Genomic DNA, 23,455 nt, shown 5'->3' with positions numbered 1-23,455 from the left:
GGCGCCGGCGCCTCCCTCGCGCGCTCAAACCTGCGCGGCTACGGCCTCGCGCGCCTCGCCGGGGTAGCGGACGCCGATGTGGTCCCGTATCGCGTCGAGCGTCCGCATCACGGCGAGCGTGCCGTCGAGGGGGACGAGTGGAGACTCGGTGTCACCGGCGCGGAGGGCGCGCATGACCTCGACGGCCTCGTGGTGGAGGCTGTTGACGGGGCCGTTCGCCGGGTCGGCCGGGAACTCCTCGGCCTCGCGGCCGTCGCGATGCAGGACAAAGCGGTCGGGATGGAAGAAGGTATACGGAATGTCGATGCGGCCGCGCGAACCGGTGACCGTGGCGATTCTGGGAGACTCGCCGATGATGGAGCAGTGCACCAGAGCCTGAGCACCGCTCTCCCAGGAGAGCAGCGCTCCCGTCTGCAGATCGACGCCCTCCTGCGAGAGCACCGCTCGCGCCGCCACGTCCGAGGGCTCACCGAGCAGCAACTGCGCGAACGAAACCGGGTAGACGCCCAGGTCGAGCAGCGCGCCCCCACCCTGCGCCGGGTCCCGTAGCCGATGAGAGGGCGGGAAGTCCCCAGCGATGCCGAAGTCGGCCTGCACCGAACGCACTTCACCGATCGCGCCCTCACGCACCAGGTCGGCCACGCGCCGGATCAGCGGGTTGCAGTACATCCACATGGCCTCCATGAGGAAGACCCCACGCTGCCTCGCCAACGCCACCAGTTCCTCGGCCTCGCACACGTTCAGCGTGAACGGCTTCTCGCAGAGCACGCTCCGACCCGCCTCCAGGCACAGCCCCGCAGCGGCCCGGTGCGCCGAGTGCGGAGTGGCGACGTACACGACATCGATGTCGTCGTCCGCAGCAAGGGCGCCCCAGTCGCCGTAGGCCCGCGGTATCCCGAACCGTCCCGCGAAGTTCTCGGCCGACTCCCTGCTCCGCGACGCCACCGCCACCACTTCCGCGTCCGGCAGGTCCATCAGGTCCGCCGTGAACGCGGCCGCGATCCCTCCGGTCGCGAGAATTCCCCACCGCACGGGTTCGCCGACCATGCCCCACCCCTTGTTCCGTGACCGACAGACGTCATTCGAACCGAGAGCATAAGCGGCGAGTGAACGCAGGGAGGCGCACAGGCCCGGGCACGACGGCCGGCCCGAACGCCGGATCTCCCTCGGCTCGACTCACCCCGCGCCACACCCCCGCGGGCATCCCGTGCTGTGCGACGCCGTTGACATCCCCTGCCGGCCGCCTCATAGTACCTGTCACTAGAGCGCGCTAGTGCAGCGCTCCAGTGACAACGAGGCGGTCTCACCCCCGGCCGCCGCACAGCACTTCCGCCGTCACCCGAGCACCCGCAGTCCGCCCGCGCCCGGGCCCGCCTCGCCACACCGGACGAGGCCGCCTTCGCCGAGCGCGGCCCCCGGTCCTCACGCTCAGGGCCCGCACACCCCGCCCCGACGTGACAGCCGGATCCTCCTCCGCCCCGACTCCCCCGACCGCACAGCGAGGTGCAAGGGACATGCACAGACACAAGCGAACCGCCGCCCTGACCGCCACCGTTCTCGTCGGCGCCCTGTTCGCCGCCGGGTGCTCCAGCAGTTCCGGCGGCAAGAAGGCCGATCAGGCGGGCACGAACATATCGGCCGGCAAGGCCACCACGCCGCGCATGACCGTCGCCATGGTGACCCACGCCGCCCCCGGCGACACCTTCTGGGACCTGATCCGCAAGGGCGCCCAGGCCGCGGCCGCCAAGGACAACATCAAGCTCGTCTACTCCAGCGACCCCAACGCGGGCAACCAGGCCAACCTGGTGCAGAACGCCATCGACCAGAAGGTCGACGGCATCGCGCTCACCGCGGCCAAGCCCGACGCCATGAAGGCGGTGGTGGCCAAGGCCAAGGCCGCCGGCATCCCGGTCGTCGGCTTCAACTCCGGTCTGGACGACTGGAAGAGCCTCGGCATGCTCGAGTACTTCGGGCAGGACGAGAACATCGCCGGCCAGGCCTTCGGCCGACGGCTCAACCAGATGGGCGCCAAGCACGCCGTGTGCGTGATCCAGGAGCAGGGGCAGGTCGCCCTCGAGTCCCGGTGCGCGGGTCTGAAGAAGGGGTTCGAGGGGAAGACGGACACGATCTACGTCAACGGCACCGACATGCCGTCGGTGAAGTCCACGCTCACCGCCAAGCTCCAGCAGGACTCCTCCATCGACCAGGTCGTCACCCTCGGGGCCCCGTTCGCCCTCACGGCCGTGCAGTCCGTGAAGGACGCCGGCAGCAAGGCCGGGGTCGCGACCTTCGACCTCAACAAGGACCTGGTCAAGGCGGTTCAGGACGGGCAGGTCGAGTTCGCGGTCGACCAGCAGCCGTATCTGCAGGGCTACCTCGCTGTGGACGCACTGTGGCTCTACAAGACCAATGGCAACTTCAGCGGCGGCGGCACCGCCCCGGTGCTGACCGGTCCGGCCTTCGTGACCAAGGACAACGTCGACGCGGTCGCCGAGTTCGCCGACAACGGGACACGCTGACCACCGACACGTACGGCTTCCGGGCGGAACGACCGCCGTCCGGGCGGCGTGACCCACACGAGCGGCCCCAGGGCCCGGACCTCGGTCCGGGCCCCACCGCGCGCTGCCGCGGCCCGTCAGACCGGCGCCTCGGGCGGCGGCCCGCTGGTCCCCCTCACCACCAGCTTCGGGTCGAGCACCGCCTCACGCGGCTCACGCTCCGGGGTCTCCAGCCGTTCCACGGCGAAGCGCACCGCGTGCTCCGCCATGAGCACCGCGTCCTGACGGACCGTCGTGAGGCCGATGGGCATCAGGTGGGAGAGGTGGCTGTCGTCGTACCCGACGACGGACAGGTCCTGAGGCACCTCGACACCGGCCCGCACCAGCGACATCAGCAGGCCCATCGCGCACCGGTCGTTGCCCGCGAGGACCGCCGTCGGCAGGGGCCGGCCGCTCGCCTGCTCCTCCAGCAGCAGGCGGCCGGCCTCGATGCCGGACCGCTCGGTGTGGTCGCCGGGGATGACCCGCAGCTCCGGCTCGAGCCCGTGGCGGCGCATCGCGGCCCGGTAGGCGCGCCGTCGCTCCGCGGAGCCGGGGCCCCGGCCGCCGTCGATGTGCACGATCCGGCGGTGCCCGAGCTCGACGAGGTGGTCCATCGCCTGCCGTATGCCCTTGCCCTCGGCGGTGTGCACGCTGTCCACGCGCACGTGGGGCACGCGCCGGCCGACCGAGACGGTGACCGTGCGCTGCCCGAGCGCGTCGAGGTCGGCGGGATCGGCGTCGGGGCCGAGCAGGATCACCGCCTCGCAGCGGTGGCCGAGCAGCGCCTCGACCGCCTTCGCCTCGCCGCGGCCCTCGGCGGTGGCGGACAGCAGGACCTCGTAGCCGAGTCGCTCGGCCTCGGGGTAGATGCCCTCGACGAGGTCGGCGTGGAAGGTCTGGTGGACGGTGAACATCACGCCGAGCGTGCGGCTGCGCCCGCGGGCCAGCAGACGGGCCGCACTGTCGGGGCGGTAGCCGATCTCGTCGGCGACGCGGAGCACGCGCTGCCGGGTCTCCTCGCTCGCCCCCGGCTGGTTGCGGAACACGATGGAGACGAGCGCCCGGGAGACGCCCGCCTTCTCGGCGACGTCCGCCATCGTGGGGCGCTGCCTGCCCGAAGCATCCACCAGTGATCCCACCCTCCGACGGCGCCCACCTTATCGGGCGAGCTGAAATCTCCCGGCAACAAGCTATTGACATGACATTTGGACAGGGGTCATCGTACTCGCACTAGAGCGCACTAGTAGAGCGCGATAGTCGACTTCTCCCGTGACCACTCCCGGGATCTTCCGGAGCGAAGGGACACCAGCGTGATGCACCGCCCACGGCAAGCGTGTCCAGGCCCTCGGCGGCGCCAAGAACCACGCCGTCGTCCTGCCCGACGCCGACCTGGAGTTCGCCGCCGACCACATCACCGCCGGCGCCTACGGCTCGGCCGGCGAGCGCTGCATGGTCCTCTCCGTCGCCGTCACCGTCGGCCCGGCCGCCGACGGACTCGTCGACGTGCTGCGGCGCAAGGCTCGCGAAGTCAAGGTCGGCCCCGGCGACGCCCCCGGCACCGGCATGGGTCCGCTGGTCACCAAGGCAGCCCAGGAACGCGTCGAGAACGCCGTCGGCACAGCCGCCGCCCAGGGCGCCGCCGTCGTCGTCGACGGCCGCAGACTCAAGATCGCCGGCCACGAGGACGGCTTCTTCACCGGCCCCTCCCTCCTCGACCACGTCACCACCGAGATGGACGCCTACCGGGAGGAACTCTTCGGACCCGTCCTCGCCATCGTCCGCGTCGACACCCTCGACGAGGCCATCGCCCTGATCAACGCGAACCCCTACGGCAACGGCACCGCCCTGTTCACCGCGTCCGGCGAAGCCGCCCGCCGCTTCCAGCGCGACGTCAAGGTCGGCATGATCGGCATCAACGTGCCGGTGCCCGTGCCGATGTCCTACTACTCCTTCGGCGGCTGGAAGGACTCCCTCATCGGCGACTCCCCCATCCACGGCCCCGAAGGCATCCGCTTCTACACCCGCCCCAAGGTCGTCACCTCCCGCTGGCTCCGGCCCAAGCAGCAGGTCACCGCGGGCTTCACCTTCCCCACCTCCCACTGAACCCCGTCCCCTTCCCCGAAGGACACGTCATGGCAACGGCGCCAACCCCACTCCGCACCATCGCGGGAAACCTGTGCCTCGGCTCCGCCCCGGACTCCTGGGGCATCTGGTTCCCCGAGGACGAGCACCAGGTCCCCCACACCCGCTTCCTCGACGAGCTGGTCGAGGCCGGCTACGAGTGGCTGGAGCTCGGACCGTACGGCTACCTGCCCACCGAGCCGCAGCGCCTGAAGGAGGAACTGGACGCCCGCGGCCTGAAGGTCTCCGGCGGCACCGCCTTCGGCGCCCTGCACCGGCCGGAGGCCTGGGCCGACATGCTCGCCCACGTCCGCCAGGTGGCCGGACTGACCGCCGCCGCCGGCGCCCACCACCTCGTCCTCATCCCGCCCATGTACCGGGACGAGAAGACCGGCGCGTTCACCGAGTCCCGCGTGCTGACCGCCGAGCAGTGGGCGGGCTTCGGGCGGGCCGCCGACCGGCTGGGCAAGCTCCTGCTGGACGACTACGACGTCCGGCTGGTCATCCATCCGCACGCCGACAGCCACATCCAGACGCAGCCCGAGATCGAACGGCTGCTCAACGAGTCCGACAGCCGCTACACCAACCTGTGCCTGGACACCGGCCACGTGGCCTACGGCGGCGGCGACAACCTGGACCTGATCCGCCGCTTCGGCGAGCGCGTCGGCTACGTCCACATCAAGCAGATGGACCCCGGGATCCTCGCTCAGGTCGCCGCCGAGAACCTGTCCTTCGGCGAGGCCGTCAAGCGCGGCGTGTGCGTGTCCCCGCCCGCCGGTGTGCCGGACCCGGCCGACGTGGTGGCCGAACTCGCCAGGCTCGATGCCGAGTTGTTCGTGATCGTCGAGCAGGACCTGTACCCGTGCGCTCCGGAGGTGCCGCTGCCGATCGCGGTGCGCACCCGCGAGCACCTGGCCGGCTGCGGCCTTTCCGGAACCCGACGCCCGAACATCAACCGGTAGGAGGCGGCCATGGACGTCAGGGACGACGCGACTCAGGCCCCCGCAGTCACGGCCGACGCCCCGCCCGCCGTCTCCCGGCGGCTGCGGCTCATCACCGTCATCGCCACCTTCGGCGGCCTGCTCTTCGGTTACGACACCGGTGTCATCAACGGCGCCCTGCCCTACATGAGCAAGGACCTCGGTCTGACCCCGTTCACCGAGGGCATGGTCACCAGCTCGCTCCTGCTCGGTGCCGCACTCGGTGCGGTCGCCGGCGGCCGCCTGTCGGACGCCCGCGGCAGGCGCCGTACGATCCTCACCCTCGCGGTGCTGTTCTTCGTCGGTGCGCTCGGCGCCACCCTCGCCCCGACCACAGCGGTCATGGTCGTGGCCCGCTTCGTGCTCGGCCTGGCGGTCGGCGGCGCTTCGGTGACCGTGCCGGTCTACCTGGCGGAGATCTCCCCCGCCGAGCGGCGCGGCGCACTGGTCACCCGCAACGAACTGATGATCGTCAGTGGGCAGTTGCTGGCCTTCACCTCCAACGCGATCATCGCGAACGTCGGGAGCGAGTCCGGCGGCATCTGGCGCTGGATGCTGGTCATCGCCACGATCCCGGCCGTCGTGCTCTGGTTCGGCATGCTGGTCATGCCGGAGAGCCCCCGCTGGCTGGCCTCCAGGACCCGCTTCAACGATGCCCTGGAAGTCCTCAAGCAGGTGCGCTCCCGGCAGCGGGCCGAGGCCGAACTCGCCGAGGTCTCCGCGCTCGCCGTGAAGGAGGAGCAGGAGAAGCTCGGCGGCTGGCAGGACATGAGGTCCACCCCGTGGGTGCGCAAGCTGATGTTCGTCGGCTTCGGCATCGCGATCGTGCAGCAGATCACCGGCGTCAACACGATCATGTACTACGGCACCCAGATCCTCACCGACGCGGGCTTCGCCGCCGACAGCGCCCTGACGGCGAACATCGCCAACGGCGTGATCTCGGTCCTCGCCACCTTCGTCGGCATCTGGCTGCTCGGCCGCGTCAACCGCCGTCCGATGCTGATGACAGGTCAGATCGGCACGACCGCCGCACTGTTGCTGATCGGCGTCTTCTCCCTGGTGCTGCCCTCCGGTGACGACCGCGCCTACGCCGTCCTCGCCATGACCGTCACGTTCCTCGCCTTCCAGCAGGGCGCCATCTCGCCGGTGACCTGGCTGATGCTGTCGGAGATCTTCCCGATGCGGATGCGCGGGTTCGGCATGGGCGTGGCAGCGGTGGTGCTGTGGCTGACCAACTTCGTGATCGGTCTGGTCTTCCCGTCCCTGGTCTCCGGGATCGGGATCTCCAACACGTTCTTCCTGTTCGTCGTGGCGGGCGTCTTCTCCCTCACCTTCGTCAAGCTCTACGTCCCCGAGACCAAGGGTCGCACCCTCGAGACGCTCGAGGCCGAACTGCGCACGCGCTTCTCCTGACCTCCCCCGCCCTCTTGTGAAGGGATCGACCATGACCGTACGTGTAGGCGTCATCGGCGCCGGAATGATCGGCCAGGACCACATACGGCGCCTGACCGAGGTCGTCACCGGGGCCGCCGTGACGGCCGTGACCGACATCGACGCCGCCCGTGCGGCGGAGGTCGCCGCCCGCGTCGGCGCGACCGCCCTGCCCACCGGCACCGAGCTGATCGACTCCCCCGACGTGGACGCCGTCCTCGTCACCTCCTGGGGCCCCACCCACGCCGAGCACGTCCTGGACGCGATCGCGGCCGGAAAGCCGGTGTTCTGCGAGAAGCCGCTCGCCACCACCGCCGAGGACTGCCTGCGCATCGTCGACGCCGAACGCGCCCACGGCCGCCGTCTCGTCCAGGTCGGATTCATGCGCCGCTTCGACGCCGGCTACCGCCAGATGAAGGAGGTCATCGCCTCCGGCTCCCTCGGCGCCCCGCTGATCGTGCACTGCGCCCACCGCAACCCGGCCGTGCCGGACTCCTACACCTCGGCCATGGCCGCGCAGGACACGGCCGTGCACGAGATCGACGTGCTGCGCTGGCTGCTGGACGACGAGATCGTCTCCGCCCAGGTGATCACCCCGCGCGCCACGAGCAAGCGGTTCGACCACCTCAAGGACCCGCAGATCATGTACTTCGAGACGGCGAACGGGGTCCGCATCGACCTGGAGGTCTTCGTCAACTGCCAGTACGGCTACGACATCCAGTGCGAGACCGTCGGCGAGGAAGGCCTTGTCCGGCTGCCCGACCCCGCCGCCGTCGGCGTCCGCACCGCCGGACGGCACGGCACGGCCGTCCTGCAGGACTGGAAGGGCCGCTTCGCCGAGGCCTTCGACACCGAGTTCCGCGAGTGGGTCGGCGCCGTCGCGGCCGGCACCGAGCCCACCGGCCCGTCCGCCTGGGACGGCTACGCCGCCACCGTCATCACCGACGCCGCCGTCCGGTCCCTGGAGGCGGGCGGCCAGGTCGTCACCGTCGACATGAAGCCCCGCCCGGCCTTCTACGGAGGCACCGCATGAAAATCGCCCTCGACCCGTACATGTTCCGCGCCCTGCCGATGGACGACATGGTGCGCACGGTCGCCGAACTCGGCTACGAGTACCTCGAGTTGTCGCCGCGCGAGGACTTCATGCCGTTCTTCCTGCACCCGCGCGCGGACGACGAGCGTGTCGCACAGCTGAAGAACTCCCTGCGTACGCACGGCGTCCAGCTGTCCTCCGTGCTGCCGCTGTACAAGTGGTCCTCCCCCGACGAGGCCGAGCGGCAGGCCGCCGTCCGCTACTGGAAGCGGATGATCGAGATCACCGCGGACCTCGGATGTCCGCTGATGAACTCGGAGTTCAACGGCCGCCCGGAGCGCGCCGCCGAGAGCGAGGCGGCGTTCTGGCGCTCGATGGAGGAACTCCTCCCGGTCTTCGAACGCGAGGGTATCGCCCTCAACCTGGAGGCTCATCCGGACGACTTCTGCGAGGAGAACACCCCTGCGGTCGACCTCGTCCGCGCGATCAACAAGCCCTGGGTGAACTACCTGTACTGCGCCCCGCACACCTTCCACCTCTCGGGGACCGACCCGAAGGCGGACATCGCGGCGATGCTGCGCCACGCCGGCGACAAGCTCCAGCACGTGCACATCGCCGACTCCTTCAACCACAAGGGGTCGTCGGGCCTGCGCTACATCCTCAACCCGCCCGGCACTCCGGCCCGCATCCACCAGCACCTCGACATCGGTCAGGGCGAGGTGGACTGGGACGCCTTCTTCGGCGCCCTGCGCGAGCTGAACTTCGACGGCGTCGCCACGGCCTGCGTCTTCGCCTGGGAGGAACGCGCCCGCGAGTCCTCCGCCTTCATGCTGGACCGCATCCGCAAGGAACTCACCGTGTGAGCCCCGCGACCGGCGGCCGTGCCTTCCCGGGCACGGCAGCCGGGAGCCCTGGTCCTGGGTACGGGCGCCGAGTCCCGGTGCGGCATACCCGCCGGTGTCCGGCACCGGGACCTCCCCGGTACTCCCCGCGCACATCGTGTCCGGCCACCGGCCGAATGGGCATCGCCGGTTCCCGGCGACGTTCACCACGAGCTCACCCGCGCCGATCCGGTCGGCCCGCCCTCCGCAACATGCTCCGGACGGCGGTCATCGGCGCCCGTCTGCCGGACTGCCCGGCGAAGGCCCTCTGATCCCGTCGTCGGTCAGGGCGATGACGATCTCCGGCGGTGCGGCCAGGGTGTTCCTGACCGTGCAGCGGGACACCGCCGCCCGCAGGGCGTCCCGCCGTCCGGCGGGGAGCGCGGGCGCGCGCACCCGCAGACGGACCGAGCTCACGCGGGGCGCCCGGCCGGACGCCGTACGGAATTCCGTCTCGATCCGCAGCCCCTCGCGGCTGAGGTCGTGGCGCTCAAGGAACCGGCCGGCGCAGTGCGCGACGCACGCGGTCAGCGACGCCACGAGGAGCTCCACGGGAGTGGGGGCCGTGTCGGTACCGCCGTCCGGCACCGGCTGGTCCACGGCCAGTATGTGACCGCGCAGCCGTACTTCGTAGGCGTCCGCGGCGATCGGCACGGCGTCCGCGTGGCCCGGCGGCCCCGGGACCCGCGGGGCGAACGAGGCGGCCTGGTGGAGCAGCAGCCCGGCGACACGCCGGGCCTCCTCGGGCGTCAGCGAGGCCAGGGTCTCGCCCCGGTCGCGGGGTTCGCAGGTGATGCCGAGGACCACGCGCGCCATGTTCGGAGGCATACCTTCGGGCGTGAACCCGGAGACGGTGACCGTACGACCGCGCCGGGTGCGCACGCCGTCCGCGAGCCGTTGCCTTGCGTTCACGATGTCACCGTCCAGACTCGGCGCGCGGCGCCGGCGGGCGATCACGCGCCGTGCTCCACCTCGATGTGCCGGGCCTTGGCCTTCCGTGTCTCCTCGGGTGCGGTCGCTTGTGCCGACACCTCCAGTGCACCGCGCCCGCCGCCCTACCGCTGAGGCCGAACAGCCCATGCCGGGGGACCCGAACGTCCCTGCCCCACCCTTCAGAGCGACTCCGGTACGACGGCCACCGGGCACTCGGCGTGGTGCAGCAGCGTGTGGGCCACCCGGCCCAGGTGGAGTGCCCGGCGGTCGTGGCCGCGCCGGACGCCGATGATCACGAGGTCCGCGGCGGCCGAGCGGTGCAGGAGAACCCTGCGGGCGGTTCCCTCGACCGTGGACCGGTGCACCCGGACGTCCGGATGGTCGGCCACCGCGTCCTGGAGCAGGGCGTCGATCAGAGTGGCCGCCCGCTCCTCGCAGCACAGGGCCGGGTCCCCGGCCAGCAGGGGGTGGTCGACGGGCCGGTGCGCGGGGCGGTGCCAGACACGGACGACGTCGAGGACGCAGTGCCGCGCCTCTGCCTCGCGGAGGGCGAACCGCACCGCGGCGCCGCTCGTGCCGGGCTCGCCGGCGCCGAGCAGGATCCGCTCGTGCGTGCCCTCAAGCCCGGCCCGGTCTCCGCGGACCACGATCACCGGCCCACGGGCACGGCCCGCGACGGTGAGGCTGACCGAGCCGAGGAGCAGACCCGCCAGCCGGCCGCGGCCACGGCTGCCGGTCACCACGGCCGAGGCGTGGTGCACCGCGCGCAGCAGCGCGTCCACCGGGTCCTCGGGCAGGACGTCGGCGGTGACCTTCACCTCCGGGTTGCGGCACCGGGCGCGTTCCGTGGCGGTGGCGACGACGTCCGGGGGGACGTCGTCCTCGTCACGCTCACCCTCGGAGGCGTACAGCAGCCGCAGGGGCAGCCCGTGCCGGGCCGCCTCGTCGGTCGCCCAGTCCACCGCCACGAGGCTGCAGTCCGATCCGTCGACGCCCACGACCAGGGGCGGCTCCATGCGTCCCACCGCCTTTCGTCCGGCTCCGGAACCGCTGCGCGACCGGCTCCGGAACGGCTCTCCTTCACCGTCACACCGGTCGCGGAGAGGTGAGAGGGGCACTTCGGCCCCTGGTGGGGGACATTCGGCCCCCTACCGTGCCGGGGCGGCCTTGCGGAGTGTCGCGATGCAGGTGCCGATCGCCGTCCGAAGCTCCTCCAGGCGCTGGAGCATGTCGTCCTCGTACAGGTCGTCGAGGTCGTCGGCGTCGTCCAGGGTGAGCTCCTCGAAGACCTTCGTCGCTCGCTGGAGGCTGCTGTAGAACTTCGTCCGCCGCTCCAGGCGGCGCAGTTCGGGATCGGACTCGACGGTGCGCGCGACGAGTTCCTTGACCGTGTCGTACGCCTCCGCCGCCCACTGTCCGGCCTCTTCGCCCTCGTCGAGTTCGTCGAGGAGGGACAGATGGCGCTCGGCTTCCGCACGGAGGTCGGCGGGCGCGTCGATCGTCTGCCCGGCCGGGGTCTTGACCTGGCCGTTCTCGACGATCTGCCGGACGTAGCCGATGCGGTCCGCCACCCGGCTCTCACCGGCCACCGCCTTCTTCAGCTCGTCGGTGCGGACGACGTCACGGGCCAGTTCGGTCTGCAGGGCCGGGTCCTCCTTCAGCCGGTCCAGCAGCGCGGCCCGCGCGGTCCGGGCGGTGGCGGGGTCGGCGAGGATCGCGGCACGCAGCGCGGTGGGGTTCTCGGCGACCTCCAACGCCTTGGTGGGGCGGATGCCCTCGGCCTCGGCCGCCGCCGCGATGGCGGTACCGCGCTCGGAGGACGCGCTGGAGCGGGGGCTGTAGTAGGAGAGCCATGCGTCGGAGTCCGGCAGGTCGATCTCCTGGCCGGGGACGAGGATCTCGAAGTGCGGGACGAGCCCGTCGTCGGCGGCCTTGTCCCAGGCCCTGTAGTAGCGCATGACCCGCTCCCCGGAGCATCCCGCCAGCTCGGCGAACCGCTGGGCGGAGATCTTCGCGGTCTCCCCCGCCGGCTGTCCGCCGGGCCGTACACTGCGCGCCACCTTCAGCGCGAACGCCCAGCCTCCGGTCCGCGCGTACACCCCGAACTCGCGGGCGTCACGCGCCACCGCCTCGGCGACCTCGGGTTGCGCGGGAGCCGGGACGGCTCCCGGCTCCACCCAGAACTCGTCGCCTGCTGAGTCTGCAGCCGCTGCCGCGTCTGCTGCGGACGGGACGATCGGTACGGTCACGGGGAACTCTCCCGGGCACTCGCGGACTGTGGGAACCGAAGCGAGCAGCCTATAGGAGCGTGTCGCCGCCGAGGTTTCGCGGCGCAGGGGCGAGGTGCGCGCCATCTCCGGCCGGCCTGTCGGGTCCGTCCGATCGGTCCGTCCGGGCGCCGCTCGTTGAGTGACACGGCGTGGAATACGCGGCGTCGGGCGGCCGTTGGGCTCTGCTGTGATCAAGTGGTGCGTGGCCGGCGCACCGTACCGGGTACGGAGGGATCGGAACCGATGGGCGACGTCACCAGCACGGACAGCGTGGGCTCCCTGAAGGAGAACGTCGGGCGGTACGGCATCTGGAGTGCCGGACTGCGTGCGGAGGATCCCGCCAGGCGCGGCGAACTGGCCGACGCCGCCGCCGAACTGCAGGAACTCGGCTTCGGCGCGGTCTGGCTGGGCGGCAGCAGCGCGGTGCGCCACGCGGTGCCGCTGATCGAGGCGACCTCACGGCTCGTCGTGGCGACCGGCATCCAGAGCATCTGGCAGTACGAGGCCGGCGACACGGCGGCGAGCGTCGCGGAGCTGGAGCGGACTCATCCGGGGCGCTTCCTGCTCGGCCTCGGCGTGAGCCATGCGAAACTCGCGGACCAGTACCGCCGCCCGTACTCGGCCATGGTCGGCTATCTGGACGAGCTCGACGCCGCCGGCGTACCGGCGGGGCACCGTGTGCTGGCCGCGCTCGGGCCGAAGATGCTGGAGCTGTCCCGCGACCGCGCCGCGGGCTCGCACCCGTACCTGGTGACCACCGACCATACGGCCGAGGCCCGCGCGATCCTCGGTGACGGCCCACTGCTGGCTCCCGAGACGAAGGTGGTCCTGGAGACGGACCCGGACCGCGCCCGCGCGACGGCCCGCGGCGGCCTCGCCGTCTACCTCGGACTGCCCAACTACACCAAGGCGCTCGCCCGGTTCGGCTTCACCGAGGACGACTTCGCGGGCGGCGGCAGCGACCGGCTGGTCGACGCGCTGTTCGCCTGGGGCGACGACGACCGGATCCGGGAACGCATCGAGGCCCATCTGGCGGCGGGCGCGGACCATGTGGCCCTCCAGGTGGTCGACGACCAGCCCCGCGACTCGCTCCCCCGGGAAGCCTGGCGCCGCCTGGCCGCGCTGCTGAGCTGACGCCACGCACGATCCGGGGTCCGTTGTCAGTGCCCCCTCCTACTGTGGTCGTCGGCTCAGGACCACTGACCCAAGGCGAGACGACGGAGTCCCCATGACCACCCTGCCCGACCGGCCGAACACCGCGCTGCTCGTCATCGACGTCCAGAAGGGGGTGATGGCGGGCACGCCCCGCCGCGACAGCGTGATCGCGAACATCGGCACGCTGGTCGACAGGGCGCGCGAGGAGGACGTGCCCGTGGTGTGGGTGCAGCACTCCGACGACCAGCTCAAGCGGGGCAGCGAGAGCTGGGAGTACGTGCCGGAGCTGGTGCGCCTCGATGACGAGCCCCTGGTCCACAAGCTCTACGGCGACTCGTTCGAGGACACCGAACTGGAGACGGTGCTCGCCGGGCGCGGAGTGGGCCGGCTCGTGGTCACCGGTGCCCAGACCGACCAATGCATCCGGTCCACCCTCCACGGCGCCTTCGTCCGCGGCTACGACGTGACGCTGGTCGGTGACGCGCATACGACGGAGGACCTGACTCAGTACGGCGCGCCGGCCCCGGAGCAGGTGATCGCGCACACCAACCTCTACTGGAACTGGCACAGCGCCCCCGGGCGCCGCGGCGGGACGGTCGGCACGGCGGAGGTGACGTTCGCACCGGCCGACGGGGGATGAATCTGCCCGACGAGGGATGAACGTGCCGTACTGGGTACAAGTGGTGCGACCCCCTGGCACGGTCGTAGCGTGTCACGGGAGTCCGGAGACACCCGAGACGGACGGGCGGGAGCGGACATGCGCAATCACACACTCACCAAGGCGGTCGTACTCGGTGCCGCCGCATCACTGGCAGCAGTCATGGGCACGGCGTCCGCCGCCCCGGCCACGGCGCCGTCGGCCGCACACACCGCGCCACGGCAGTCCGGGCGCCCCGTCGTCGTCGACTGTTTCTGGCAACCGCAGGTACGCCCCGGCGCCTTCGTGATCGCCTGCGGTGACGGCAACAGCCTCCTGTCCTCGGTCCACTGGTCGCAGTGGGGGTCGCGCTCGGCCGTGGGCGAGGCCGTCAACATGGTCAACGACTGCAAGCCGTACTGCGCGGCGGGCAGGTTCCACTCGTATCCGGTCACCGTGCGGCTCGACCACCCGCAGCCCTGGAAGAAGCGCCCGCAGCTGGAGCACTACACCCGGATGACCCTCACCTACACCGACGGCAGGCCGGACGGGTTCGGACGCGTGGTGACCTATCCCCTCTGGGACTGATCCGGCTCCTCCACGGTCACGCGGGGCCGCGCAGCCCGACGCCGGTGACCCCGACCGGGTTGCCGGACGGGATCACTCCCGAGGCCACCACCGTCCGGGCCAGCGGGGCGAGCAGTTCGGCCAGTCGCGTGGTGGCATCGTGACCGAGCGCGCGCCACGGCCCCTCCGCGGCGGCGTCGGTCGCCTCTTCGATCGCGTCGCGCTCGGCTGCTCCCGCACCGGTCAGACGCCCGCCGCCGTCGATCCACCCGCGCTCCCGCAACAGCGCCTCGGTGCCCTGCCAGCTGGCAGCGTCCCATTTCCGGCCCTCCCGCAGCAACGCGCCGTCCGACTCGCCCGCGGCGGCCTTGAGCACCATCGCCTCGACCGGGCCGACGCCCCGGCTCACCAAGACGGCGACATGCCCGTCACCGCGGTGTTCGCGGAGCGTGGTCGCCGCCTGCCAGAGCCGTACGTGCGGCTGGGCAGGGCGTTCCAGTGCCTGGTTGGCCGCGCCGAGCACCCGTCCCGCGGTGTCGGCCGCCTGGGCCGCGTCCCAGGCGAGATCCGCCGCCTCCGCCATCAGTGCGCCGTGCACGGCCTCGTCCCCGTACAGCCGCCGCATGGCCCGGTCCACCGCCCGCTCCCTGGCCGCCAGCAGGTCCGAAGGTGACGCGTACCGCCACGCGTCGGGCAGCGCCCGCGCCACCCGCTCGGGGTGGAACACATAGAAGCTGCTGGTCACGACCGCCGCGGGAACAGGACCGAGCGGCGCGGCGCGCAGACCGAAGTAGCCCATCCAGAAGCCGCGCATCCCGGCTTCGTCGGCGGCCTGCCGTGCCTCCGGGGCGAAGTACACAAGGTCGTGCACCGGCTCCGAGAGCTCCCACATCAGCCGGGAGGAAACGTCCCTCACCCTGCCCCCTCGACTCGTCGTCCCCGCACCCGATCGGCCGGGTTATGACAGCGGTCATAGCACACATCATGACGACAGTCATAGGGGTGCGGCAGGAGACGCGCCGGCACCGACGCCGATCGGCCCGGCCATGTTTGGGTGCCGCACCACCGATCACTCGACGTGGTGAGTGACCCCCCAGTCGACATGCGACGTGGAGGAGCAACGGTGGCTGGAGAACAGAAGGCCAAGGCGAAGTACGAACAGGCCAAGGGCAAGATCAAGGAGACGTTCGGCCGCGCGCTCGGCAATGAGTCCGTGACGGCCGAAGGTCGAGGCAAGAAGTCGAAGGGCGACATGCGCCAGATGAAGGAGAAGGCGAAGGACATCTTCAAGCGCTGACGCAGAAGGCGCCCGCGGGCGGGGCCCCCGGTCCGGTGGACCGGGGGCCCCGCCGCGTGTCCAGCCGCTCAGCGTCCGTCATCGCGGCGCAGCGGCCCCCAGGAGCCGGACTGGCGGTCGACCTCGGTCTGGGCCTCCCTGATGACCTTCTCGTCGACCCAGCCGACCGGCTCGACGTCCCGTACCAGCGGCTCGTTGTCGGGCCCGCGCCCCTCGACCCGGCCCCGCAGAACCCAGGGACGCACCCCCTCCCCCTTCTCACGGGGCAGGTGCGAGTAGTCGTGCAGCCGCCGGGCCACCCACAGCTCGACGGGCCGGTCCCCCCACCAGGGCTCGACCCCGAGGGGATTGGCCGACAGTCCCGGCATCGGGACGCCGGTGAGGTCGTCCCTGCTCTTCGCGTTCCCCAGATCGGCGGAGGGTCCGCGCGACCAGCGGACGTAGAGGTCGGAGTCGCGGTCCACCAGGGCCCCCAGCTCGCCGAGGGTCCGCACAACGGGAAGGTCGTCCGTGGCGTGCATACGGTCGCTCCTCCTCACGGTCGCCCATGCCCCGGTGACCCCTGCGCCACCGGTTCCCCACCACGACGGCACGGATGCGCTCCCGCACCGCGGTCACCACCGGGTACCCGTGTGCCCAGGGGCAATCCCTGAGGTGGTGGGAGAGATCCACGGCCGCCGTTCTAGAGATCGACGGCCGCCATCCCGGCCTCGTCGTAGCGGTCGCCCGCCGGCGGCGGGAGTTCGGCGTCGATCCGGGCGAGGTCGTCCTTCGTCAGCTCGACGTCGACCGCGGCGGCGTTCTGTTCGAGGTAGGTGCGGCGCTTGGTGCCCGGGATCGGGACCAGGTCCTCACCCTGCGCGAGCACCCAGGCGAGAGCGAGCTGCGCCGGCGTCACGCCCTTCTCGGTGGCGATCTCCTTCACCTTCTCGGTCAGCCTGAGGTTCGCCTTCAGGTTCTCCCCGGTGAAGCGGGGGCCGTTGCGCCGGAAGTCGCCCTCGTCGAGTTCGTCCGGCGAGGTGAACCGGCCCGCGAGGAAGCCGCGCCCCAGGGGCGAGTAGGGGACGAACCCGATCCCCAGCTCACGGCACGTGGGCAGCACCGCGGCCTCCGGGTCGCGCGACCACAGCGAGTACTCGGTCTGCACCGCGGTGATCGGGTGGACGGCGTTCGCGCGGCGCAGCGTCTCCGCCCCCGCCTCGCTGAGGCCGATGTGGCGTACCTTGCCCTCCGCGACCAGCTCCGCCATCGCCCCGACGGTCTCCTCGATCGGTATGTCGGGGTCGACGCGGTGCTGGTAGTACAGGTCGATGTAGTCGGTCCCGAGCCGCTTGAGCGAGCCATGGACGGAGCTGCGCACATGCTCGGCCGAGCCGTCCTGCCGTCCGATGGTGCTGATGTCCCCGGGGACGGCGTCGTCCATCCGGTAGTTGAACTTGGTCGCGATCACGTAGTCGTCGCGGTGTCCCTTGATCGCGCGGCCGATCAGCGTCTCGTTGGTGAGCGGGCCGTAGAGCTGTGCGGTGTCCAGGAACCTGACGCCCAGCTCGAGGGCGCGCCGGATGGTCCTGATGCCCTCGTCCTCGTCGGCGGTGCCGTAGAAGGCGGACATCCCCATGCAGCCGAGACCGATGGCGGAAACCTCCAGGTCCCGAAGCCTGCGCTGCTTCATGTGCGTCTCAGCCCTTCCTTGCGATGCTGTCCTTCGCTCCGCGGGTGCGTGCGAAGCGCGAGGCTCACCGTGCCCGCGGCCTCACGGCACAGCGGCATCCTCAACTCCATGGAGCAGCGGATCCGCCGCAGCGGCATCCCGGAGGTCCGCATGCGGCACGGTCCGGCAGGCGGCGCTCAGGTGGCACAGTCGGCGTGCGCCGAGATCCGGCACGCGACCATGTGGCGAGACGGCCGCCCGGCGCCCGCCTACCACGGCCCGTTCGCCGCCCACGGCCTCCGCCCACGGCCCGTTCGCCGCCCACGACTGGTCCCGGTGAGCCATGGCGTGCACGCTAGATCTTCGAGTGCGCTCGAAGTCAAGGCGGAAGTCGGAGCGTGGCTCCCTCAGCGACCCTTGCGGCCCACGCCCGCGTACACCCAGTACTCCCGCGGGTTGTCCGGAACCGGGGCCTCCGGGTCCGGGCGCCACAGCGGTACGTGGACCAGGCCGGGCTCCACCAGGTCGAAGCCGTCGAAGAGGGCGAGGATCTCGTCGCGAGAGCGTGCAGTAACCGGCGACGTGGCCCGGGACCGGTACAGCTTGCCCACGGCGGCGGCCGTGTCCGGCCGGTCCTGGTTCGTGGCATGGCTCATAGCCAGCCAACTGCCCTCGGGGACGGCGTCCCGGAAGGCGGCCACGAGGCCGGCCGGGTCCTCCTCGGGGGCGATGAAGTGCAGGATCGTGATCATCAGTACGGCGACCGGCTGCTCGAAGTCGATCAGTTTCCGCACCTGTGGCGAGGACAGGATGTCCCGCGGCCTTCGGATGTCGGCGTCGACGATGTCCGCGTGCGGGTTGTCGGCGAGCAGGGAAGCGCTGTGGGCCACGGCCACCGGGTCGTTGTCCACGTAGATCACCCGCGCTCCAGGGCTGGCCTCCTGCGCCACCTCGTGGACGTTGCCCTGGGTGGGAATGCCCGAGCCGAGGTCGATGAACTGCCGCACTCCGGCTCCGATCAGGAAGCGCACGGCCCGCCGGAGAAAAGCGCGGTTGGCCCGCGCCAGGGTGCGGACCTGGGGGTCGATGGCGGTGAACGCCGCCAGCGCCTCCCGGTCGATCGCGAAGTTGTGCTGCCCGCCCAGCATGGCGTCGTACATCCGGGCGACGCTCGCCTTGTCCGGATCGACGCCCTGCGGGAGCCCCTCGTGACCGGGCATCTCAACTCCCCCCACTCCCAATGATCTTGATGTCCCATCATATAGTTGCCAGCGACCACGCGGCGAGGCGATCCCCTGCCGCCGGCCGCACCCGGCCCCCACCCGGAAAGGCACGACCCTGCGGAACGAAGCGCGCAGCCACTTCGGCGAAGCACCGGCGGCCGCAAGCTCGCCCCGTCGGCTTCCCTTCTCCCCGGCGGCCGACGTCATCGGCTCCGAGCTCGACCTGCACCTGACCGGCAGTCATATCGTGCACGCGCTGACGCCCGGGTTCTGCGACGCGGCATCGGTGTACCTGCTGCAGCGCTGGCTCGTCGAGGAGAACGCCTACGCCGTCGCGGACCCGCCGCAGATCGAGGCACGCCGGCTCGCGCTGCGGGTGGGAACGGACGCGGCGGAGGACTGGGAGGGCATACTGCCGGTCGGCGAGGTGATCGTCTTCCCACGGGAGACGCCCTACGCACGCGCCCTGGCCACCAGGCGCACGCAACTGCTCGACGCTGTGGACGCCCACACCACCGAACGCCTCACCGCCTCCGGCGGCGACGCGGCCCGGATCAACCGGCTCCTGCAGACGGTTTCCTTCCTTGTGGTGCCGCTCCATCTGCGCGGCACCGCCGTCGGTTTCATCGTCGGCAGTCGTGGCCCGCACCGGGCCCGCTTCCGCCTCGACGAGGCCGCGGCCGTCGAGTCGCTGGCCGCGCGGGCCTGCGTGGCCCTGGACAACGCACGCCGGTACGAGCGTGAGCGCCGCACCGCTCTGGCCATCCGGCGAAGCCTGCTGCCCGCAACCGCGCAGGAGTTCGACGGCTGCCGCATCGCCCACGACTATCTTCCCGCCGGACAGGACAACATCATCGGGGGCGACTGGTTCGACGTTCTCTCCCGGCCGGGCGGCCGTATCGGTCTGGTCGTCGGGGACGCCATGGGGCACGGCCCGGAGTCGGCGGTCGCGATGATCCAGCTGCGTACCGCCGTGCGTACTCTGGCGGGCCTCGACATCGCCCCCGCGGAGCTGATGCGCCGGCTCGACGCACTCGCCTGCGACACCCCCGGTGCCTCCTTCGCCACCTGTATGTACGCCGAGTGGGACGCGCAACGGCGTACCTGCACGTTCGTCGGCGCCGGCCACCCGCCGCCGCTGATCCGGGGCCCGGACGGACGGGCCGCACCGGTCTCGCTCGCCAGCGCCGGCCTGCCGCTCGGCCTCGGCACGGGCACCTACGAGCCGACCCTGCTGCACGTTCCCGAACCCGCGCTGCTGCTGCTCTACAGCGACGGCCTGGTGGAATCCCGCAACACCGACATCGACCAGGGCATCGCCGCCCTCGCCGGCCTCCTGGACTCGTACGCCGCCGCGTCCGCGGACTCGACCGACCCGGGCGCCCTGCAAGCGCTGGGCCGGCGGCTGCTGCACGACACACCGGCCACGGACGGCACGGACGACCGGACCGTCCTCCTCGCCGAACTGACGCCCGTGCGGGACTGAACGACCTGGGCTCATCACCGTCTTGTGGGCGGGACGGAGCGATGGAACGCTTCCCCTCCGCCGGTACCGTCCGGGGGCGGTGACGCGGAGGGGAGAGGGCCGATGGAGTTGGAGCTCCGGCACCTGCGCGTGCTGTGCGCGATCGCCGACGCGGGAAGCGTGGGCCGGGCCGCGGCGGACCTGGGGTACTCGCAACCGGCCATGAGCACCCAACTGCAACGCATCGAGCGCCACTTCGGTGAGCCGTTGTTCGAGCGCGGCGCATCGGGCGTGCGGCTCACCAGGTACGGCGTGGAGGTCGTGGCCCGGGCGCGGGATGTCCTCGCCCGCGTGGAGGTGATCGGGCGCCGTCCGTGCGGGAGCACTGCGAGAACGCGTAGAGCCCTGCGTGTGGCCGCGACGAACTCCCCGATTCTGCCGGGCATGGTGGTCCGGGTCCGGCGCCGGCTGCCGGACGTGTCGGTCACGGTGAGCAGCGTGTACGCGTCCTCCCGGATCGTCGAGCTCCTTCAGGAGGGTGTGGTGGAGGCGGCGATCGCCGCGGACTACCCGGGCAGGGAGTTGCGCCATTCGGCCGCGGTGGCACACCGGGGGATCGTCACCGAGCCGACGTTCGTGGCTCTGCCGTCGTGTCACCGGCTCAGGCACCACTCCCAGGTCTCGCTCGCCGACCTGGCTGAGGAGGCGTGGTTCGTGACACCCGACGACGGAGCGGGCTGGCCGGGAGTGTTCTACGCGGCCTGCGAGGCGGCCGGCTTCGCACCCGCGGTGGTGCACGAATTCCTCGGCGACCAGGCGCAGTTGCAGCACATGATCGCCGACGGCCTCGGGGTGTCCCTGGTGCAGGCGACACTCCGGCCGACGCCGGGCGTGCTGGTCAAACCACTGACGGGCACACCGCTGTGGTGCCGCTACGTGCTGGCCTGGCGGCGCGACAAGGTTCCCGAGGAACTGGCCGAGACGCTCCACGTCTTGGCCACCACGGCCTACCAGGACCTCGTCGCCCGCTCTCCGCACCTGAGGACATGGGCCTCGCGGACGTGGCGCGTGACCGTGACGTAGCTCCGGCGAGCAGCCGGCCGGATGCCATGCCAGGTGTCATGTCACACCAGGTGTCATGCCCCGTCAGGTGTTATGCCTCACCGTGCAATGTGCTATGTCACACCCCATTGTGAGGACCACCGGCCATTGAGAAGGTGCCTCTCACGCCTCATCACCGCCTCCGAGGCGCATCTATCCGCGAAGGAGCCCAGATGCGCTACCGCTTCGCCCTGCCCAGACGCGTGGTCGGCGCCCTCGCCGTCTGTGCCGCCGCCGTCGGCCTCCTGACGACACCGGCGCCCGCCGCCCCACCCCCGGCCCGCACCGCCGCCGTCATCGCATCCCGCACCACGCCCCCTCCCGTGCCCCCGACCGGCTCGGACTTCGGCGTCTCGGACCGGGCCGTGCAGGGCCGACGGGCCGCTCCGGACCGGATTCCGCCCCTACGGGCGGAGTCGCCCGCGCATGAACCGTCCGCCGCCACCGGCCCGAAGGCCGTCTCCGTTGCGAGGCCCTGCGTCCCCTCCGACTTCGGCGGCCGGAGCGGGCCCGCGCTCGTGGCCTTCGTCGCGACCTCGACCGTGGAGTGCGTCAACAGCCTGTTCGCCGTCACCGGTACCGACGCACACGCGATCTTCCGCGAGCCGCAGATGGTCACCGTCGCCCACGCCTTCACGCACGCGGCGCGGCGATACGGCGGCGACAACACGGCCGGCATATGGCAGCTGGTCCTGTTCCTGCGTGCCGGCTACTACGTGCAGTTCAACAACCCGTCCGACGTCGGTCCCTACGGCACGGCCCTGACCACGGCGACGGCCCGGGGCCTGGACGCCTTCTTCGCCCGCCCGCATGCGCGGGACGTCACCTCCGCGAACGGCGACGTCCTGGGCGACGTCATCGTCCTCACCGACAGTGCCGGCCTTCAGGGGCGTTACCTGAGCGTCTATCGCAGGGTGCTGAGCGGATACAACAGCTCCTACGACGCCGTCGCCGGCATGGTGGCAGCCGTCAACGACGTCTACACGCCCCTGTGGCGCGGAAACTGGAACACCGCCTACATCGACGCGGTCACCGCCGACCCGAGCATCCTCGACACGCTCCACACGTTCGCACTCGACCACCGGAACCTGCTGCGGACCGACCGTGCCTACCTGGACTCCAACGCGGGCATGGTCCTGGCCCGCCACATCGAGCATCCCGGCCTCCGGGCCACGGTCCGCCCGCTGGTCAAGGGCCTGTTGAAGGCATCGCGGATCACCGGGCCCACAGCCGGGCTGTGGGTCGCCGTCGCGACCCAGGCGGACTCCTACGACAAGGCCCACTGCTCGTACTACGGCGTGTGCGACCTCGCCGGCAGGCTGGCGAAGGCGGCACTGCCCATCACCCACAGCTGCGATTCGACCCACACCATCCGGGCGCAGGCACTGACCTCCGCCGACCTCGACGCCACGTGCGCGAGCCTGGCCGGCCAGGACCCGTACTTCCACGCCCTCGTCGAGGACGAGGGACCGATACCCGGCCAGCACGAATCGACCGTCCAGCTCGTCGTGTTCGCCGACCGCGCCGACTACCGGACCTACGCCGGGGCCATCTTCGGCGTCAGCACGGACAACGGCGGCATCACCCTGGTGGGGGATCCCGCCGATCCCCGCAACCAACCCCTCTCGATCATGTACCAGAAGGGGTACGACGACGGCTTCACGGCCCGGATCTGGAACCTCAACCACGAGTACACGCACTATCTGGACGCCCGCGACGACATGAAGGGCGACTTCTCCCAGCAGACGGCGGTGCCGGACGTCTGGTGGATCGAGGGCCTGGCCGAATACGTCTCCTACAGCTACCGCGGCATGACCGACGACCAGGCGGTCGCCGAGGCGGGCAGGCACACCTACACACTGAGCACGCTGTTCCAGAACACCTACGCCAACAGCGACGTGACCCGCACCTACCCGTGGGGCTACCTCGCGGTCCGCTACATGTTCGAAAAGCACCCGGATGACATCCGGCGGATGCTCGCCCGCTTCCGGGTCGGGGACTACCCGGGCGGCTACGCCGTGTACGACGGCATCGGCGCCCGCTACGACGCCGAGTTCGACACCTGGCTCACCGCGTGCGCCGCGGGCGCCTGTGCCGGACCGGGCGCGGCCGCCTCCGGCACGGCGACGTGCCTGCGCGGCGGTAGTCCACCCGACAGGGCGACAGGCCG

Annotated in this window: 20 protein-coding genes and 2 pseudogenes; 13 read left to right on the top strand and 9 right to left on the bottom strand. The window is 71.3% G+C overall.

Annotation, left to right across the window (positions count from 1 at the left end; genetic code table 11):
- Window positions 1-24: 24 nt before the first annotated feature.
- A complete protein-coding gene (locus N8I84_RS34805; protein WP_263233448.1) occupies window positions 25-1,047 on the bottom strand; it encodes a Gfo/Idh/MocA family protein in 1,023 nt (340 codons plus the stop codon).
- Window positions 1,048-1,514: 467 nt separating this feature from the next.
- Here N8I84_RS34805 and N8I84_RS34800 point away from each other — a divergent pair, with 467 nt between their 5' ends.
- A complete protein-coding gene (locus N8I84_RS34800) occupies window positions 1,515-2,519 on the top strand; it encodes a substrate-binding domain-containing protein (RefSeq protein WP_263233447.1) in 1,005 nt (334 codons plus the stop codon).
- Between the two features lie 116 nt (window positions 2,520-2,635).
- On the opposite strand, the gene N8I84_RS34795 is transcribed toward N8I84_RS34800, so the two are convergent.
- Window positions 2,636-3,637 carry a LacI family DNA-binding transcriptional regulator gene (locus N8I84_RS34795; protein ID WP_263233446.1) on the bottom strand — a complete coding sequence of 334 codons (1,002 nt, stop codon included), beginning with the start codon at window positions 3,635-3,637 and terminating at the stop codon, window positions 2,636-2,638.
- Between the two features lie 220 nt (window positions 3,638-3,857).
- On the opposite strand from N8I84_RS34795, the pseudogene N8I84_RS34790 reads away from it, so the two are divergent.
- The 5 genes and pseudogenes from N8I84_RS34790 to N8I84_RS34770 all read left to right on the top strand — a co-directional run.
- Window positions 3,858-4,643 (top strand): annotated as a pseudogene (locus N8I84_RS34790) (aldehyde dehydrogenase family protein); the annotation flags it as partial.
- Between the two features lie 29 nt (window positions 4,644-4,672).
- Window positions 4,673-5,623, top strand: a complete 951-nt coding sequence (locus N8I84_RS34785; RefSeq protein ID WP_263233445.1) for a sugar phosphate isomerase/epimerase — start codon at window positions 4,673-4,675, stop codon at window positions 5,621-5,623.
- Between the two features lie 9 nt (window positions 5,624-5,632).
- The gene (locus N8I84_RS34780; RefSeq protein ID WP_263233444.1) at window positions 5,633-7,054 is read left to right on the top strand and encodes a sugar porter family MFS transporter; all 1,422 of its coding nucleotides are present in this window, start codon (window positions 5,633-5,635) and stop codon (window positions 7,052-7,054) included.
- Window positions 7,055-7,085: 31 nt separating this feature from the next.
- On the top strand, window positions 7,086-8,105 hold the full coding sequence (locus N8I84_RS34775; RefSeq protein WP_263233443.1) for a Gfo/Idh/MocA family protein: 1,020 nt from the start codon (window positions 7,086-7,088) through the stop codon (window positions 8,103-8,105).
- A complete protein-coding gene (locus N8I84_RS34770) occupies window positions 8,102-8,968 on the top strand; it encodes a sugar phosphate isomerase/epimerase family protein (RefSeq protein ID WP_263233442.1) in 867 nt (288 codons plus the stop codon). Before N8I84_RS34775 ends, N8I84_RS34770 begins: the two co-directional genes overlap by 4 nt.
- A 246-nt stretch (window positions 8,969-9,214) precedes the next feature.
- Here N8I84_RS34770 and N8I84_RS34765 read toward each other — a convergent pair whose 3' ends face one another.
- The 3 genes from N8I84_RS34765 to N8I84_RS34755 all read right to left on the bottom strand — a co-directional run bounded on the left by N8I84_RS34765 (window position 9,215) and on the right by N8I84_RS34755 (window position 12,168).
- Window positions 9,215-9,898, bottom strand: coding sequence for an OsmC family protein (locus N8I84_RS34765; RefSeq protein ID WP_263233441.1), 684 nt, complete (start codon window positions 9,896-9,898; stop codon window positions 9,215-9,217).
- Between the two features lie 200 nt (window positions 9,899-10,098).
- A complete protein-coding gene (locus tag N8I84_RS34760; protein ID WP_263233440.1) occupies window positions 10,099-10,935 on the bottom strand; it encodes a universal stress protein in 837 nt (278 codons plus the stop codon).
- A gap of 132 nt (window positions 10,936-11,067) precedes the next feature.
- On the bottom strand, window positions 11,068-12,168 hold the full coding sequence (locus N8I84_RS34755; RefSeq protein WP_263233439.1) for a hypothetical protein: 1,101 nt from the start codon (window positions 12,166-12,168) through the stop codon (window positions 11,068-11,070).
- A 264-nt stretch (window positions 12,169-12,432) separates the two neighbouring features.
- Between N8I84_RS34755 and N8I84_RS34750 the strand changes: the two genes are divergently transcribed.
- From N8I84_RS34750 to N8I84_RS34740, 3 genes are all read left to right on the top strand, one after another.
- Window positions 12,433-13,323 carry an LLM class F420-dependent oxidoreductase gene (locus N8I84_RS34750; RefSeq protein ID WP_263233438.1) on the top strand — a complete coding sequence of 297 codons (891 nt, stop codon included), beginning with the start codon at window positions 12,433-12,435 and terminating at the stop codon, window positions 13,321-13,323.
- A gap of 94 nt (window positions 13,324-13,417) precedes the next feature.
- Entirely contained in the window at window positions 13,418-13,984 is a 567-nt protein-coding gene (locus tag N8I84_RS34745) for a cysteine hydrolase family protein (RefSeq protein ID WP_263233437.1), read from the top strand.
- Between the two features lie 117 nt (window positions 13,985-14,101).
- Window positions 14,102-14,569, top strand: coding sequence for a hypothetical protein (locus N8I84_RS34740; RefSeq protein ID WP_263233436.1), 468 nt, complete (start codon window positions 14,102-14,104; stop codon window positions 14,567-14,569).
- A gap of 16 nt (window positions 14,570-14,585) precedes the next feature.
- Here the strand turns inward: N8I84_RS34740 and N8I84_RS34735 are convergent, their stop codons facing one another.
- Entirely contained in the window at window positions 14,586-15,464 is an 879-nt protein-coding gene (locus N8I84_RS34735; protein ID WP_263233435.1) for an SCO6745 family protein, read from the bottom strand.
- A gap of 207 nt (window positions 15,465-15,671) precedes the next feature.
- On the opposite strand from N8I84_RS34735, the gene N8I84_RS34730 reads away from it, so the two are divergent.
- A complete protein-coding gene (locus N8I84_RS34730; protein ID WP_200420256.1) occupies window positions 15,672-15,845 on the top strand; it encodes a CsbD family protein in 174 nt (57 codons plus the stop codon).
- A 68-nt stretch (window positions 15,846-15,913) separates the two neighbouring features.
- Here N8I84_RS34730 and N8I84_RS34725 read toward each other — a convergent pair whose 3' ends face one another.
- The 3 genes from N8I84_RS34725 to N8I84_RS34715 form a co-directional block, all read right to left on the bottom strand.
- Window positions 15,914-16,366: a DUF6098 family protein gene (locus N8I84_RS34725; RefSeq protein WP_263233434.1), complete on the bottom strand. Its 453-nt coding sequence runs from the start codon at window positions 16,364-16,366 to the stop codon at window positions 15,914-15,916.
- A 161-nt stretch (window positions 16,367-16,527) separates the two neighbouring features.
- Window positions 16,528-17,517 (bottom strand): aldo/keto reductase, encoded by a 990-nt coding sequence (locus N8I84_RS34720; RefSeq protein ID WP_263233433.1) that lies wholly within the window; start codon window positions 17,515-17,517, stop codon window positions 16,528-16,530.
- Between the two features lie 386 nt (window positions 17,518-17,903).
- Window positions 17,904-18,716: an SAM-dependent methyltransferase gene (locus N8I84_RS34715; RefSeq protein WP_263233432.1), complete on the bottom strand. Its 813-nt coding sequence runs from the start codon at window positions 18,714-18,716 to the stop codon at window positions 17,904-17,906.
- 250 nt (window positions 18,717-18,966) lie between these two features.
- Here N8I84_RS34715 and N8I84_RS34710 point away from each other — a divergent pair, with 250 nt between their 5' ends.
- From N8I84_RS34710 to N8I84_RS34700, 3 genes and pseudogenes are all read left to right on the top strand, one after another.
- On the top strand, window positions 18,967-20,205 hold the full coding sequence (locus tag N8I84_RS34710) for a PP2C family protein-serine/threonine phosphatase (RefSeq protein WP_313884314.1): 1,239 nt from the start codon (window positions 18,967-18,969) through the stop codon (window positions 20,203-20,205).
- Window positions 20,206-20,307: 102 nt separating this feature from the next.
- Window positions 20,308-21,267, top strand: coding sequence for a LysR family transcriptional regulator (locus tag N8I84_RS34705; RefSeq protein WP_263233431.1), 960 nt, complete (start codon window positions 20,308-20,310; stop codon window positions 21,265-21,267).
- A gap of 191 nt (window positions 21,268-21,458) precedes the next feature.
- Window positions 21,459-23,339: pseudogene (locus N8I84_RS34700) on the top strand (collagenase); the annotation flags it as partial.
- Between the last annotated feature and the right edge of the window lie 116 nt (window positions 23,340-23,455).

This window comes from Streptomyces cynarae (genome assembly GCF_025642135.1).
GTDB lineage: Bacteria > Actinomycetota > Actinomycetes > Streptomycetales > Streptomycetaceae > Streptomyces > Streptomyces cynarae.
This window is presented reverse-complemented; position numbering and strand designations above follow the sequence as displayed.

Bases quoted from the DNA above. Each gene is read 5' to 3' on its own strand.
- N8I84_RS34805 (WP_263233448.1), bottom strand. From the start codon at position 1,047: ATGGTCGGCGAACCCGTGCGGTGGGGAATTCTCGCGACCGGAGGGATC.
- N8I84_RS34800 (WP_263233447.1), top strand. From the start codon at position 1,515: ATGCACAGACACAAGCGAACCGCCGCCCTGACCGCCACCGTTCTCGTC.
- N8I84_RS34795 (WP_263233446.1), bottom strand. From the start codon at position 3,637: ATGGCGGACGTCGCCGAGAAGGCGGGCGTCTCCCGGGCGCTCGTCTCC.
- N8I84_RS34785 (WP_263233445.1), top strand. From the start codon at position 4,673: ATGGCAACGGCGCCAACCCCACTCCGCACCATCGCGGGAAACCTGTGC.
- N8I84_RS34780 (WP_263233444.1), top strand. From the start codon at position 5,633: ATGGACGTCAGGGACGACGCGACTCAGGCCCCCGCAGTCACGGCCGAC.
- N8I84_RS34775 (WP_263233443.1), top strand. From the start codon at position 7,086: ATGACCGTACGTGTAGGCGTCATCGGCGCCGGAATGATCGGCCAGGAC.
- N8I84_RS34770 (WP_263233442.1), top strand. From the start codon at position 8,102: ATGAAAATCGCCCTCGACCCGTACATGTTCCGCGCCCTGCCGATGGAC.
- N8I84_RS34760 (WP_263233440.1), bottom strand. From the start codon at position 10,935: ATGGAGCCGCCCCTGGTCGTGGGCGTCGACGGATCGGACTGCAGCCTC.
- N8I84_RS34750 (WP_263233438.1), top strand. From the start codon at position 12,433: ATGGGCGACGTCACCAGCACGGACAGCGTGGGCTCCCTGAAGGAGAAC.
- N8I84_RS34745 (WP_263233437.1), top strand. From the start codon at position 13,418: ATGACCACCCTGCCCGACCGGCCGAACACCGCGCTGCTCGTCATCGAC.
- N8I84_RS34740 (WP_263233436.1), top strand. From the start codon at position 14,102: ATGCGCAATCACACACTCACCAAGGCGGTCGTACTCGGTGCCGCCGCA.
- N8I84_RS34725 (WP_263233434.1), bottom strand. From the start codon at position 16,366: ATGCACGCCACGGACGACCTTCCCGTTGTGCGGACCCTCGGCGAGCTG.
- N8I84_RS34720 (WP_263233433.1), bottom strand. From the start codon at position 17,517: ATGAAGCAGCGCAGGCTTCGGGACCTGGAGGTTTCCGCCATCGGTCTC.
- N8I84_RS34715 (WP_263233432.1), bottom strand. From the start codon at position 18,716: ATGCCCGGTCACGAGGGGCTCCCGCAGGGCGTCGATCCGGACAAGGCG.
- N8I84_RS34705 (WP_263233431.1), top strand. From the start codon at position 20,308: ATGGAGTTGGAGCTCCGGCACCTGCGCGTGCTGTGCGCGATCGCCGAC.